Below are 14,372 nucleotides of genomic sequence, written 5' to 3' on the forward strand. Positions count from 1 at the left end.
CAGGTTTTGATTGTGCGCAGACGGGGCGCGTTCGCTAAGGGTGTGGCCACACACGAGGCGAGACGTCGGCGCGTCGGCTGCCTCCGCCGAGCTTTGGAGACACTCACATATGTGCGGAATTGTCGGGATCTTGGGGAAGCAGCCGGTTGCCGGCCTGCTCGTCGATGCGCTGAAGCGCCTGGAATACCGAGGCTACGATTCGGCCGGGGTGGCAACGCTCGACGGTGGCAGGCTGCTCCGCTGCCGGGCGCCCGGCAAGCTCCGCAACCTTCAGGAGAAGCTGGAGCGGGCGCCGATCGCCGGCCTTGCCGGGATCGGTCACACCCGCTGGGCGACCCATGGCGCGGCGACGGAGGCCAATGCGCATCCGCACTCCGCGCCGGGCGTGGCGGTCGTCCACAACGGCATCATCGAGAACTATCTCGAGCTGCGCGGCGAGTTGCAGGCGGAGGGTGCGAAACTCTCCAGCGATACCGACACGGAAGTCGTCGCGCATATGGTCTCGCGGGAGCTTGCCCGCGGCGCCAGCCCGCGCGAGGCGGTGGCCGCGACGCTGCCGAAGCTCAAGGGCGCCTTCGCGCTGGCCTTCCTCTTCGAGGGTGAGGACGACCTGCTGATCGGCGCAAGACGGGGTTCGCCGCTCGCCGTCGGCTATGGCGAGGGCGAGATGTTTCTCGGCTCCGATGCCATCGCGCTGTCGCCGTTCACCGACCGCATCTCCTATCTGGAGGAGGGCGACTGGGTGGTGCTCAACCGCGCGGGCTGCGAGATCATGGATGCGTCCAACGCGCCGGTCGAGCGGCCGGTGATCGCCTCGCAGGCCGTCTCGCTGACCATCGACAAGGGAAATTACCGGCACTTCATGGCCAAGGAGATCCATGAACAGCCCGAAGTGATCGGCCATACCCTGTCGCGCTATCTCGATCTCTCCAAGATGCAGACGGTCTTCGCCAATGGCACGTCGATCGACTTCGCGTCGCTCGACCGGCTGATCATCTCGGCCTGCGGCACGGCCTATTATGCGGGTCTCGTCGCGAAATACTGGTTCGAGCGCTATGCACGGCTGCCAGTCGACATCGATGTCGCCTCCGAGTTCCGCTACCGCGAAATGCCGATCCGCAAGGGTGACATGGCCCTGTTCATCTCCCAGTCCGGCGAGACGGCCGACACGCTGGCGGGCCTGCGCTACTGCAAGGCGCAGGGCATCACGGTCGCGGCCGTCGTCAACGTGCCGGAATCGACCATCGCCCGGGAGGCCGATCTCGTGTTCCCGACGATTGCCGGTCGCGAAATCGGCGTCGCCTCGACCAAGGCCTTCACCTGTCAGCTTGCCGTGCTTGCCTCGCTGGCGGTCCATGCCGGCGTGCAGCGCGGGCATCTGTCGGCCGAGGAGGCGGCCGCTCTGGTGCGGGCGCTGGCGGAGGTGCCTGGCACGGTCAACCGCGCGCTCTCGCTGGAAGCGGAGGTCGAGGCGCTGGCCCAGCCGCTGTCGCGGGCGCGCGACGTGCTCTATCTCGGCCGTGGCACCAGCTTTCCGCTGGCCATGGAGGGGGCGCTGAAGCTGAAGGAAATCTCCTATATCCACGCGGAAGGCTACCCGGCGGGCGAACTCAAGCACGGCCCGATCGCCCTGATCGACGAGGATGTCCCCGTCATCGTCATCGCGCCGTTCGACCCGGTCTTCGAAAAGACGGTGTCGAACATGGAGGAAGTGGCCGCGCGCGGGGGCAAGGTGGTGCTGATCACCGACGAGAAGGGGGCCGCTGCCTGCGGCGCCCCGACCTGGCGCACCGTCGTCGTGCCGGATGTGCCGGAGTTTATCGCCCCGATCGTCTTCGCGCTGCCGGTGCAACTGCTCGCCTATCACACGGCCGTCTTCATGGGCACGGACGTGGACCAGCCGCGCAACCTGGCGAAGTCGGTGACGGTGGAATAGTCCCGCGCACCGCGACAGACAACGGATCGAACACGATGCGGCCGCCCGGAGAGTTCCGGGCGGCCGCATGCGTTTTTGTTGGTCGCCATCGGCTCAGTTGGCGCTGTCCTGTTCGGCGGCCTCCGCGTCCTCGACCAGCGCCGGGCACAGCATGCCGAGCGATCCGACCGCGACGCAGGACCGGCACCAGGTGATGCCCTGGCGCTCCTGCTGCTGCAGCAGGTCTTCCTCGCTCATGCCTTCCGGCGCGGGGATGCAACTGCGGCCGCAAGGCTCCAGCTCCTCCTGTTCGCCGCGCAGCAGGCTGTAGAGCCGGCCGGTGGCGCACAGGGCCGGGGCCGCCGTGAAAGCTCCGGCAAGCGGCGGCGCCGCGTCCGTCGGCGGGATCTGCGACCCGGCGTCTGCCGTTGCCGCGTCCCCGTCATCGGAGGCGGAAGCGCCACTTTCGCTCTCTTCCGCCGGATTGCAGGCGGTAAACAGCTTGGCGAGCGTCTCCGGATCGGTATACGGCGCCTCGCCGCCGCCCAGCCCGCTGTCCTGACGGAAGCTGGTCCAGGCGTCCCGCGTCCGCCGTCCGGTCAAGCCGTCGACCGGCCCGGCATCGTAACCGGCGGCATTCAGACAGGCCTGGATCCAGGAGATGTTCTCCTGCGGCGTCGGCGTGGGGCGTTCCGGCGCACAGCCTGCTCCGAACGGCCGGTATCCTTGCGCGCAGACACAGCGGTTCTGGCTGGAGGAATAGACGAACGGGAAGGTGCAGGCCTGGGTGTCGCGCCGCACGCATTCGCCCCGATCGACCACATAGCCGCTGGGGCAGATGCAGCCGCCCGCAGCCCGCGAATACTGCCAGGGGGCGATGCAGGCCGGCGGGGTGACGATCGGCGGCACCGGTACCGGCAGGATGCAGCGGCGCTCGCGGGCGGAATAGATGTAGGGCAGGTGGCAGACCGGAGGACGGTCCGGCAGCACGCAGCGGTCGCCGCGACGCACTTCCGGCGGGCGGCACACAATCGGGCGCTCGGGCATGACGCAGCGGTCACCGCGACGTACCTGCGGCGGCGGGCAGACGATCGGAGCCGGCATGACGCAGCGGCCGCCCTGCATGACGCGCGGCGGCAGGCACACGACCGGTAGTTCGGGCATGACGCAGCGGTCACCGCGGCGTACCTGCGGCGGCGGGCAGACGATCGGAGCCGGCATGACGCAGCGGCCGCCCTGCATGACGCGCGGCGGCAGGCACACGACCGGTAGCTCGGGCATGACGCAGCGGTCGCCGCGGCGCACCTGCGGCGGCGGGCAGATGATCGGGGCCGGCATGACGCAACGGCCCTCCCGCATGACGCGCGGCGGCAGACAGACCGCCGGACGCTCCGGCATCTCGCAGCGTCCGTTTCGCATGACGCGCGGCGGTGCGCAAAGAACCGGAATGTCGGGCATCACGCAGCGGCCGTTGCGCATCACTCTTGGAGGAGAGCAGAGAATGGGCCGATCCGGCAGGATGATCGGCCGGTCGCGATTGAGCTCTATCGGCTGGGCACTGGCCGGCGTCAGCAGGAAGGTCATGGCGGCAAGCGCCATGAGCAAGGGCAGCATAACGGCTGTCCAGAACCGGACTGGTGCGGCGGGCGGGTCGGCGCAGGCAGCGCCGTTGGCGGCATATGCTCTGTTGGTCATTGCCAAATCCTCGCATTCACTGGTTTGACCGCCGGCCTGTCCTTGCGGGATCGGATGACGGGAGGAGGCCAGTTTGAGCCTGCCCGGGGTCGGGTGCCGTGACCGGCGTCACACGCCGCGACCCGGTGTCGCACCATGGTAAACCAGCCGTGAGCAAACGGCATCCTGCGAGTGGCGACTGCGAGGAGGCCGCCTCCGCCGCATTCAGGCGTCGGGTTCTGTCCCCGAGGGGCGGGATGCGACATAGGTCGCGCAGGCCATGAGGACGACTGACACGACGACGGCCAGTCGCAGCGAGGGGCTGGCAGAAATCAGAAAGACCGCATACCCGAACGCCATTCCGCTCAGCGCGGCGATCTTGGCGCGGGGGCGGATGGCCTTTTCGTCACGCCAGGCCCGGATGCCGGGGCCGAAGCGCGGATGTTCGAGCAGCCAGGCTTCCAGGCTGGGCGAGGAGCGGGCGAAACAGGCTGTCGCACCGATGAAGAAGATGGTCGAGGGGAGCAGCGGCAGAAACGCCCCGATCACGCCGATGGCGACGAGAAGCCCGCCCAGCACACGGTAGCCCAGACGCACGGCCCATGCCGCCCTGGGTTCAGATCCCTTCTGGTCCATGAAACCGTTTTGTCTCCATGGCAGCTTGCTCATTCGCACAGGCTGACTATCAAATGTTCGGGCAGGGGGCTAGTTCGGCGCCGCAGCAATGCGGCGGATGCAGCACACCGAAGGCCGGTTGGCCCATCAGATGGCAGGATATGACGCGACGATGAGCGGAAACACGAACCCGGACGATCTTGAACATATCGCGGCGATCGCGCGGCCCAGCGCGATGACGCGGTTGCGGAACTATTTCCTGACCGGACTGATCATCGCCGGCCCGCTCGGGATCACGGCCTATCTGACCTGGTCGATCATCCAGTGGGTCGACGGCTGGATGAAGCCGCTGATCCCGCGCGTCTACAATCCGGACACCTACCTGCCGTTTCCGGTGCCGGGCGTGGGTCTGATCGTCGCGTTTCTCGCGCTCGTCCTGATCGGCTTCCTGACTGCCAATATCGCCGGCAAGACGCTCGTCTCCTATGGCGAACTCCTGCTCGGGCGCATGCCCGTGGTGCGCAACCTCTATAGCGGACTGAAGCAGATCTTCGAGACCGTGCTGGCGGAGCGCTCCAACAGCTTCAAGAAGGCGGCCATCATCCCCTATCCACGACCGGGACTGTGGGCCATCGTCTTCATCGCCACGGATGCGCGCGGCGAGGTGGCGCATCACCTGGCCAGCAGTGGCAACGACGTCACCGCGGTGTTCCTGCCGACGACGCCGAACCCGACATCCGGCTTCCTGCTCTTTGTCCCGAAGAACGAGATCATCGAACTCGACATGTCGGTGGAGGATGCCGCCAAGCTGGTCATATCGGCCGGGCTCGTCAGTCCCGAATACGACAAGCTGGCGCGACTGGAGGAAGAGGGCCAAAAGGGGAAGCAAGGGGAGGCGAAGGCGTCCCGCGCGTAGCCCTTTTTCGTCCGTTCCCGTCAACCGGCCCGCAGCAATCGCACGGCCTCATCCCGGCCGAACAGATAGAGCAGCAGGCGCAGCGCAGGGCCGCGCCTGCCGTCGAGGGCGGGTTCGGTCTCCAGCACCAGACGGGCATCGTCGCGCGCGGTCTCCAGCAGGTCTCCTTGCGTCCCGGCGTCGGCGATGCGGAAGCCGGGCGTGCCCGACTGGCGTGTTCCCAGGATCTCGCCTTCGCCGCGCAGGCGCAGGTCTTCCTCGGCGATAAGGAACCCGTCATTGGTCTCGCGCATGATCGATAGACGCGCACGGGCGGTTTCGCCGATCGGGGTCTTGTAGAGCAGCAGGCAGGTCGAGGCCTCGCTGCCGCGCCCGACGCGCCCGCGCAACTGATGCAGTTGCGACAGGCCGAACCGCTCCGCATGCTCGATGACGATGATCGAGGCCTCCGGTACGTCGACGCCGACCTCGATCACCGTCGTTGCGACGAGAAGCTGGACGGGGCCGTCCTTGAAGGCGCGCATGGCGGCCTCCTTCTCCTCGCTGCCCTGGCGTCCATGCACCAGGGCGACCCGGGGCCCGAGAAGCTGGGTCAGGACCGCATGGCGCTCTTCCGCAGCCGCCAGATCGGTTTTCTCCGACTCCTCAACCAGCGGGCAGACCCAGTACGCCTTTTTTCCCTCGCCGAGCGCGGCCCGCAGGCGTCCGACCACATCGTCGATCCGGTCGAGCGGCACGGCAACCGTGGTGATCGGCTGGCGGCCCGCCGGCTTCTCCGTCAGGCGGGAGACCTCCATGTCGCCGAAATAGGTCAGCACCAGCGTACGTGGGATGGGCGTGGCCGTCATCACCAGCATGTCGACGCCCTGGCCCTTCGAGGCGAGCATCAGGCGCTGGTGAACGCCGAACCGGTGCTGCTCGTCGACGATGGCAAGGCCGAGATTGTGAAAGACGATGTCAGACTGGAACAGGGCATGGGTGCCGACCAGGAGGTCGATCTCGCCAGCTTCGAGTGCGGCACGGGTCTCGCGCTTGTGCTTCGCTCCGTCCCGCCCGGTCAGGATGGCAAGACGGAGTCCGGCCGCCTCGCAGAGCGGGGCGAGGGAGGCATGGTGCTGGCGGGCCAGGATCTCGGTCGGGGCCATCAGCACGGCCTGGGCGCCCGACTCGATGGCAGCGGCTGCCGCGAGCAGTCCGACAACGGTCTTGCCGGCGCCGACATCGCCCTGCAGCAGCCGCAGCATGCGGACCGGCGAGGCGAGGTCCTCCTCGATCTCCCGGACCGCCTGCGCCTGGCCCTCCGTGAGGGAATAGGGCAGGGCAGCGAGGATCTTCGCCTTCAGCGTGCCGGCGAAGGTCCGGGCGATGCCGCGGGTTTGGCGCAATGAGCGGCGCACCAGGGCAAGGGCGAGCTGGTTGGCGAGAAACTCGTCATAGCTCAGTCTTGCCAGCGCGGCACTGTCGTCTCCGTGTTCGGCCAGCCGCGTTTCGTCCGGCTGGTGGAGCGCGACCAGCGCGTCGCGGAAGGAGGGCCAGTTTCGGCTCTTGCCGTAGGCCGGATCAAGCCAGTCGGGCAGATCGGGTATCCGTTCGAGCCCGGCGGCGATGGCCTTTTGCAGCACCTTGCCGGACAGGCCCTGGGTCAGCGGATAGACGGGTTCGACCAGCGGCAGGCTGTCCGCCTCCTCGGCCGGCACCACGTGGTCCGGGTGAACCATCTGCGGCCGGCCATTGAACCACTCCACGCGGCCCGAGACGACAAGGTCGGCGCCGACGGGCATCAGCTTCTCCAGCCAGCCGGCATTGGCATGGAAGAAGACGAAGGCGATTTCTCCGGTCTCGTCATGACCGAAGACGCGATAGGGGGCACGGCTGGCGCGGGGCGGCGCCTGGTGCCGGTCGACGCGCACCTCCAGCGTGACGATGGCGCCCTCCGGCGAGCGCGCGATACCGGGCCGAAGCCGGCGGTCGATCACTCCGCTCGGCATGTGCATCAGGAGATCGACGACATGGGGCTCGCGGTCCGGGTCCGTCCCGAGCAGGCCGGCAAGCCGCATCGCCAGCCTGGAGCCGACGCCGGGCAGGGAGGAAACGGGGGCAAACAGCGGATCGAGGAGCGAGGGACGCATGGACAGACGGCAGACCGATTGTTCTGGCTGGTTGACATGCTGCCGCGGGCGCGGTTGCTGGAACCGGTGGCAGCCCCGCGCATTGAGTTTCACGCAAGGACCGCTATAACCCGCGCACGATCAGGGTTCTGTCAAGGCCGTGCCCGCGCGGCCAGGCAGATGCCGCCCGGACGGGAATAGGCACAGGCAAAGGAAATCGCATGTCAGACCGCAGGGCCACGACGGGCAGCGCGCGCGATGACGACAGCGCGCGGCGCAAGCGCATACTCTACCGCTGCCAGCATCGCGGCATGAAGGAAATGGACATTCTCCTTGGCGGGTATGTGGGGGAACACATCGCGACGATGAGCGAGGCGGACCTTGCCACGCTGGAAGTGCTGATGGACGTTTCCGATCAGGAGTTGTTCTCCTGGATGATCGGGAGCAAGCCGGTGCCGGCGGAACACGACACCGCGCTGTATCGCGCCGTCGCCGCCTATCGCAGCAAGAGCAGCTAAACTCTCCGCCAGCCGCATGGGCGTGGCTGGCCGGGCCGGGAATCGAATCGTGGTCGACAAACTCTCCCTCAAGGCAGGCAATGCCGTCGTCACCGGCGTGCCGGACGGCGCCGAAGCCTATGTGCTGGCCAGACTGCTTCAGGAGGCCGGTGCGGGCGTTTCTTGCGTCTTCGTAGCACGAGATGCCAGCCATGCCCGCAGCGTGCAGGACGCGCTGGCCTATTTCGCGCCCGACTGCGACGTGCTCGACCTGCCGGCCTGGGATTGCCTTCCCTACGACCGCGTCTCACCAACATCCGCGCTGGTCGCCCGGCGCCTGACCACGCTCAGCCGGCTCGCCGGCGCCGGAGGGGCGTTCGAGCGCCCGACGGTCCTGCTGACCACGGCCAACGCCGCCCTGCAACGGCTGCCGGTGCCGGACTTTGCCCGCAGCCAGAGCTGGAGCGCGCGTCCGGGAAACCGGGTCGATCTCGGCGGACTGATCTCCTGGCTTGAGACCAACGGCTTCGTGCGCTCCTCCACCGTGCAGGATACCGGCGAATATGCCGTGCGCGGCGGCATCATCGATGTCTTCGCCCCCGGCATGGCCGCGCCCGTGCGGCTCGACTTCTTCGGCGACACGCTGGAATCACTGCGCACCTTCGACACCGAAACCCAGCGCACGACACGGCAGATCAAGCATCTCGATCTCGTCGCGATGAGCGAGGTGGTGCTGACGGAGGAGGCCGTCTCCCGCTTCCGCAAGGGCTATGTCGCCCGTTTCGGCGCGGCCGACCGCGATGACATTCTCTATCAGTCGATCAGCGAGGGCCGGCGCTACGCCGGCATGGAGCACTGGCTGCCGTTGTTCCACGAGCGGCTCGCGACCCTCTTCGACTATTGTCCCGGCGTGCCCTTCGTCCTGTCGGCCTCGATCGACGACGTGCTGCGCGAACGGCAGGAGCAGATCGCCGAGCATCACCAAGCCCGTATGGAAGCACTGGGGAAGGCGTCCGGGTCCGGCGCCGTTCCCTACAAGCCGCTGGCCCCGGACGCGCTCTATCTGACGGGCGAGGAATGGACGACGTCCCTTGCCGACGGAGCGAGCCTGCGCCTGTCGCCCTTCGATGTGCCGCCGGGTACCGGACAGCAGGTGGTGGCGCTGGGCGGCCGTCAGGGACGCAGTTTCGCGGCGGAGCGCTCCGCCGGCGACGTCAATGTCTTCGATGCGCTGGCGACGCATGCGGCGGCCCGGCGCAAGGCCGGCGACCGCATCGTCATCGCCTGCTGGAGCGAGGGCTCGCGCGAACGCCTGTCGCATGTGCTTGCCGACCATGGCCTCGACCGGGCCGCGCCGGTGGCGGCGGACCGCGACGCGCTGGCCCTGCCGAAGGGCATGGCGGCGCTTGCCGTGCTCGGCATCGAACAGGGCTTCGAGATCGACGGCCTCACGGTCATCTGCGAACAGGACATTCTCGGCGACCGCTTGGTGCGCCAGCGCCGGCGCAAGGCCTCCGGCGCCAACGTTCTGACCGAGGCGGCAAGCCTCGCGCAAAACGACCTCGTGGTGCATGTAGACCACGGCATCGGCCGCTTCATCGGGTTGCGGACCATCGAGGCGGCGGGCGCTCCGCATGACTGCCTGGAGCTGCAATATGCCGGCGGCGACAAGCTGTTCCTGCCGGTCGAGAACATCGAGCTGCTGACCCGCTACGGCTCGGAAGACATGGAGGCGCAGCTCGACAAGCTGGGCGGCGGCGCCTGGCAGGCCCGCAAGGCCCGGATGAAGCGGCGGATCCTGGAGATCGCCGACGGGTTGATCAAGACCGCGGCCGCCCGGGCCCTGCGCACCGCGCCGCCGATCATGCCGCCGGAAGGTGTCTATGACGAGTTCGCGACGCGCTTTCCCTATGACGAGACCGAGGACCAGCTCAACGCCATCGACGCGGTTTTCGAGGATCTCGCGTCGGGCCGGCCGATGGACCGGCTGGTCTGCGGCGATGTCGGCTTCGGCAAGACCGAGGTGGCCTTGCGGGCGGCCTTCATCGCCGCGATGACCGGCCGCCAGGTCGCCCTGGTGGTGCCAACGACGCTGCTCGCCCGCCAGCACTTCAAGACGTTCTCCGAGCGGTTCCAGGGGCTGCCGATCAATGTCGCCCATGCCTCGCGGCTGGTGCCGGCGAAGGACCTTGCCGCCACCAAGAAGGGGCTGGCGGACGGGTCTGTCGATATCGTCGTCGGCACCCACGCCTTGCTCGGCAAGGGCGTCACGTTCCGCGATCTCGGCCTGCTGATCATCGACGAGGAGCAGCATTTCGGCGTCAAGCACAAGGAGAAGCTCAAGGAGCTGAAGTCCGAGGTGCATGTGCTGACGCTGTCGGCGACGCCGATCCCGCGCACGCTGCAACTTGCGCTGACCGGCGTGCGCGAATTGTCGCTGATCGCGACGCCGCCCGTCGACCGGCTGGCGGTCAGGACCTTCATTTCGCCCTTCGATCCGGTCGTGGTGCGCGAGGCGCTGCTGCGCGAGCGCTATCGCGGCGGACAGAGCTTCTATGTCTGTCCGCGCGTGTCGGACCTTGCCGAGCAGAAGTCCTTCCTCGAGGAGAGTGTGCCGGAGGTGAAGATCGCGGTGGCGCATGGCCAGATGGCGCCGAGCGAACTCGAGGACGTGATGAATGCCTTCTACGAGGGCAAATACGACGTGCTGCTGTCGACGACCATCGTCGAGTCCGGCCTCGACATCCCGACCGCAAACACGCTGATCGTTCACCGCGCCGACATGTTCGGCCTCGCCCAGCTCTATCAGTTGCGCGGCCGGGTCGGCCGTTCCAAGACGCGGGCCTATGCGCTGTTCACGGTGCCGGCCAACAAGACGCTGACGACGACCGCCGACCGGCGGCTCAAGGTGCTGCAGTCGCTCGACAGCCTGGGCGCCGGGTTCCAGCTCGCCAGCCACGATCTCGACATCCGCGGCGCCGGTAACCTGCTCGGCGAGGAGCAGTCGGGCCACATCAAGGAAGTCGGCTTCGAGCTCTACCAGCAGATGCTGGAGGAGGCGGTGGCGCAGTTGCGCACCGGCGATGAGGCCGAGACGGAGGACACCTGGTCGCCGCAGATCCAGGTCGGCACGCCGGTACTGATTCCGGAGGACTATGTCGCCGACCTGCCGCTGCGCCTGTCGCTCTATCGCCGGCTGGCGGATCTCTCCACGCCGGAGGAGATCGACGCGTTCGGCGCCGAGCTGATCGACCGGTTCGGCTCCTTGCCGGAGGAGGTGGAGCACCTGTTGAAGATCGTCTTCATCAAGGGGCTGTGCCGCCGCGCCAATGTGGAGAAGATCGATGCCGGCCCGAAGGGCGTCGTCATCGCCTTCCGCAACAGCTCCTTCGCCAATCCGGCCGGCCTGGTCTCCTACATTGCCGAGCAGGGCGTTCTGGCGAAGATCCGGCCCGACCAGAAGGTTGTCCTGACGCGCGACTGGGACAGCGCCGAGCAGCGGCTCAAGGGCTGTGCCGCGGTCCTGCTCAAGCTGGTGCGGCTGGCTGAAGCGGAGAGCGCCGCCGCCTGATCCTGTGGTCAGGCGGCAACCATCCATTAAGGCTGTTGGCCGATAGTGATCCCATCGAACTGTTGGTATCGAGTCGGGTCGCTTCCGTGTCGTTCAATTCCACTCGCCATCGCCGCCGCACGCTCCGCCAGCGCTTCACCGTGCCGGCGATCGCTGTCGGGCTTGTCGCCTACTTTGCCTTTCATGCTCTGAACGGCGAACTCGGCCTCGTCGGCAAGGCCAAGATCGAGCACCGCTATGCCGAACTCGAAAAGGAACTCGCCGTGGTGCGCGCGGAGCGGGAGGAGCTGCTGCGGCGGGTGATGCTGCTGCGGCCTGAAAGCCTCGATCCGGACATGGTCGACGAGCGCGCGCGTGCCAGCCTCAACCTGGTGCATCCGCAGGAGCTGGCGATCCTGCGACCGAGCCGCGCCTCGGCAGAGTAACCTGTTTCAGGTTCATATCGGAAATTTATCCGAAATTCAGTTAAATAATCTAAATCCTTTTATTTTCAGATATTTAAGTCAATTCAATAGTCTCCATCTTCCGGCTTTCATTGACTTTTCCCCTCGGGTACCTTCCGCTAGATTGTTGAAGGGGAAACGCCGTCCCACAAGGGACGCAAAACCGAGACGAGGGATATGGCTGGAACGTCTGGCAAGGCTGCCGGTGTACGCTCGAAGAGCGCTGCCCGGTCGAAGGGAGGGGCGGCCAAATCGTCGCCCGCGATCGTTGACTTCACGAAAGAGCAGGAGCTGCACGCCTATCGGCAGATGCTGCTCATTCGCCGCTTCGAGGAAAAGGCCGGCCAGCTCTATGGCATGGGTCTGATCGGCGGCTTCTGTCACCTCTATATCGGCCAGGAAGCGGTCGTCGTCGGCATGCGCATGGCGTCGAAGGACGGCGACCAGATGATCACCGGCTATCGCGACCACGGCCATATGCTCGCCATGGACATGGACCCGAAGGGCGTCATGGCCGAGCTGACCGGGCGCCGGGGCGGCTATTCCAAGGGGAAGGGCGGCTCCATGCACATGTTCTCCAAGGAAAAGCAGTTCTATGGCGGCCACGGCATCGTCGGTGCCCAGGTCTCGCTCGGCACGGGCCTTGGCTTTGCCAACCGCTACCGCGAGAACGGCGCGGTCGCGATGACCTTCTTCGGCGACGGTGCCTCCAACCAGGGCCAGGTCTACGAGAGTTTCAACATGGCGCAGCTCTGGAAGCTGCCCGTGGTCTATGTCATCGAGAACAACAAGTACGGCATGGGCACCAGCGTCGAACGCGCCTCCGCGACGACGGATCTCTCGCAGCGCGGCGCTTCGTTCGGCATTCCCGGCGAGCAGGTCGACGGCATGGACGTGCGCGCCGTCATGGCGGCCAGCGAGAAGGCGCTGGAGCACTGTCGCTCCGGCAAGGGGCCGTACATTCTGGAAATGATCACCTATCGCTATCGCGGCCACTCCATGTCCGACCCGGCCAAGTACCGGTCGAAGGAGGAGGTCCAGAAGATGCGCACCGAGCACGATCCGATCGAGCAGGTCCGCAAGCGTCTGCTGGACAACGGATGGGCGAGCGAGGACGACCTCAAGGCCATCGACAAGGAGGTGCGCGAGATCGTGGCGGAGTCCGCCGAATTCGCGCAGACGGATCCGGAGCCGGACGTTTCCGAGCTCTACACCGACATTCTTCTTTGAGCGCGGGAGCGTACGATGCCGATTGAGATTCTGATGCCGGCCCTCTCCCCGACGATGGAAGAGGGCACCCTGGCCAAGTGGGTGAAGAAGGAAGGCGATAGCGTCGCCGCCGGCGATGTCATCGCCGAGATCGAGACCGACAAGGCGACCATGGAGGTCGAGGCGGTCGACGAGGGCGTGCTCGGCAAGATCCTCGTTGCCGAGGGCACCGAGAACGTCAAGGTCAACACGCCGATCGCCGTGCTGCTCGGCGAGGGCGAGGACGCGTCGGCCCTCGACGCCGCGCCGAAGGCAGCGGCTGCGCCTGCGCCGCAGGCGTCCGAGGCGCCAGCCGAAAAGCCGGCGCCGGTTGCCGCAGCGCCCGTCGCTCCGGCGCCTGACGACGTCAGCGACCCGGATGTGCCGGAAGGCACGCCGATGGTGAAGACCACCGTCCGCGAAGCGCTGCGCGATGCGATGGCGGAAGAGATGCGCCGCGACGGCGACGTCTTCCTGATGGGCGAGGAAGTCGCCGAATATCAGGGTGCCTACAAGATCTCGCAAGGTCTGCTCGAAGAGTTCGGGGCCAGGCGCGTCATCGACACGCCGATCACCGAGCACGGCTTCACCGGCCTTGGCGTCGGCGCGGCGATGGCCGGCCTCAAGCCGATCGTCGAGTTCATGACCTTCAACTTCGCCATGCAGGCGATCGACCAGATCATCAACTCCGCCGCCAAGACGCTCTACATGTCCGGCGGTCAGATGGGCGCGCCGATCGTGTTCCGCGGCGCCAATGGTGCGGCGGCCCGCGTCGCCGCGCAGCACAGCCAGGACTATGCGGCCTGGTATGCGCATGTTCCGGGCCTCAAGGTGGTGCAGCCGTGGTCGGCGGCCGATGCCAAGGGCCTGCTCAAGGCGGCGATCCGCGACCCGAACCCGGTCGTCTTCCTCGAGAACGAGATCCTCTACGGCCAGACCTTCGAGATCCCGGATGTCGAGGACTTCGTCCTGCCGATCGGCAAGGCCAAGGTCGAGCGCAAGGGCAGCGATGTCACCATCGTCTCCTGGGGTATCGGCATGACCTATGTGATGAAGGCGGTCGAGGAACTGGCGGCTGCCGGCATCTCCGCCGAGGTGGTCAACCTGCGCTCGATCCGTCCGCTCGACATCGACACGGTCATTGCCTCGGTCAAGAAGACCGGGCGCCTGGTCACGGTCGAGGAAGCCTACCCGATGTGCTCGGTCTCCTCGGAGATCGGCTATCAGGTTCAGGAGAAGGCGTTCGACTGGCTCGACGCGCCGATCCTGCGGGTCACCGGCAAGGATGTGCCGATGCCCTATGCGGCCAATCTCGAGAAGCTGGCGCTGCCGACGGTGAAGGAAGTCATCGACGCGGTCAAAGCCGTCACCTACACGGCCTGAGG

General features: G+C 66.9%; 10 protein-coding genes. 7 read left to right on the forward strand and 3 right to left on the reverse strand.

What is annotated here, in order from left to right:
- Nucleotides 1-109 precede the first annotated feature (109 nt).
- A complete protein-coding gene (glmS, locus tag TSB10P1A_RS11155; protein ID WP_186387997.1) occupies nucleotides 110-1,936 on the forward strand; it encodes a glutamine--fructose-6-phosphate transaminase (isomerizing) in 1,827 nt (608 codons plus the stop codon).
- 93 nt (nucleotides 1,937-2,029) lie between these two features.
- Here the strand turns inward: glmS and TSB10P1A_RS11160 are convergent, their stop codons facing one another.
- Together TSB10P1A_RS11160 and TSB10P1A_RS11165 are read right to left on the reverse strand one after the other, a co-directional pair.
- Nucleotides 2,030-3,529 carry a peptidoglycan-binding protein gene (locus tag TSB10P1A_RS11160; protein ID WP_186387998.1) on the reverse strand — a complete coding sequence of 500 codons (1,500 nt, stop codon included), beginning with the start codon at nucleotides 3,527-3,529 and terminating at the stop codon, nucleotides 2,030-2,032.
- Between the two features lie 285 nt (nucleotides 3,530-3,814).
- Nucleotides 3,815-4,258: a YbaN family protein gene (locus TSB10P1A_RS11165; RefSeq protein WP_371515092.1), complete on the reverse strand. Its 444-nt coding sequence runs from the start codon at nucleotides 4,256-4,258 to the stop codon at nucleotides 3,815-3,817.
- A 118-nt stretch (nucleotides 4,259-4,376) separates the two neighbouring features.
- On the opposite strand from TSB10P1A_RS11165, the gene TSB10P1A_RS11170 reads away from it, so the two are divergent.
- Nucleotides 4,377-5,120: a DUF502 domain-containing protein gene (locus tag TSB10P1A_RS11170; protein ID WP_371328870.1), complete on the forward strand. Its 744-nt coding sequence runs from the start codon at nucleotides 4,377-4,379 to the stop codon at nucleotides 5,118-5,120.
- 20 nt (nucleotides 5,121-5,140) lie between these two features.
- Here TSB10P1A_RS11170 and recG read toward each other — a convergent pair whose 3' ends face one another.
- Complete coding sequence (gene recG, locus TSB10P1A_RS11175) at nucleotides 5,141-7,249, reverse strand: ATP-dependent DNA helicase RecG (protein ID WP_186387999.1); 2,109 nt, start codon at nucleotides 7,247-7,249, stop codon at nucleotides 5,141-5,143.
- Nucleotides 7,250-7,449: 200 nt separating this feature from the next.
- On the opposite strand from recG, the gene TSB10P1A_RS11180 reads away from it, so the two are divergent.
- The 5 genes from TSB10P1A_RS11180 (at nucleotide 7,450) to TSB10P1A_RS11200 (ending at nucleotide 14,370) form a co-directional block, all read left to right on the forward strand.
- A complete protein-coding gene (locus TSB10P1A_RS11180) occupies nucleotides 7,450-7,746 on the forward strand; it encodes a succinate dehydrogenase assembly factor 2 (protein ID WP_186388000.1) in 297 nt (98 codons plus the stop codon).
- Between the two features lie 16 nt (nucleotides 7,747-7,762).
- Nucleotides 7,763-11,296: a transcription-repair coupling factor gene (mfd, locus tag TSB10P1A_RS11185; protein WP_186388001.1), complete on the forward strand. Its 3,534-nt coding sequence runs from the start codon at nucleotides 7,763-7,765 to the stop codon at nucleotides 11,294-11,296.
- A gap of 86 nt (nucleotides 11,297-11,382) precedes the next feature.
- Nucleotides 11,383-11,721 (forward strand): septum formation initiator family protein, encoded by a 339-nt coding sequence (locus tag TSB10P1A_RS11190; protein ID WP_244293078.1) that lies wholly within the window; start codon nucleotides 11,383-11,385, stop codon nucleotides 11,719-11,721.
- A 195-nt stretch (nucleotides 11,722-11,916) separates the two neighbouring features.
- Nucleotides 11,917-12,969 carry a pyruvate dehydrogenase (acetyl-transferring) E1 component subunit alpha gene (gene pdhA, locus TSB10P1A_RS11195; protein ID WP_186388002.1) on the forward strand — a complete coding sequence of 351 codons (1,053 nt, stop codon included), beginning with the start codon at nucleotides 11,917-11,919 and terminating at the stop codon, nucleotides 12,967-12,969.
- Between the two features lie 15 nt (nucleotides 12,970-12,984).
- Nucleotides 12,985-14,370 (forward strand): pyruvate dehydrogenase complex E1 component subunit beta, encoded by a 1,386-nt coding sequence (locus TSB10P1A_RS11200; RefSeq protein WP_186388003.1) that lies wholly within the window; start codon nucleotides 12,985-12,987, stop codon nucleotides 14,368-14,370.
- The last annotated feature ends 2 nt before the right edge of the window (nucleotides 14,371-14,372 follow it).

The organism is Stappia sp. TSB10P1A (assembly GCF_900185725.1).
Lineage (GTDB): Bacteria > Pseudomonadota > Alphaproteobacteria > Rhizobiales > Stappiaceae > Stappia.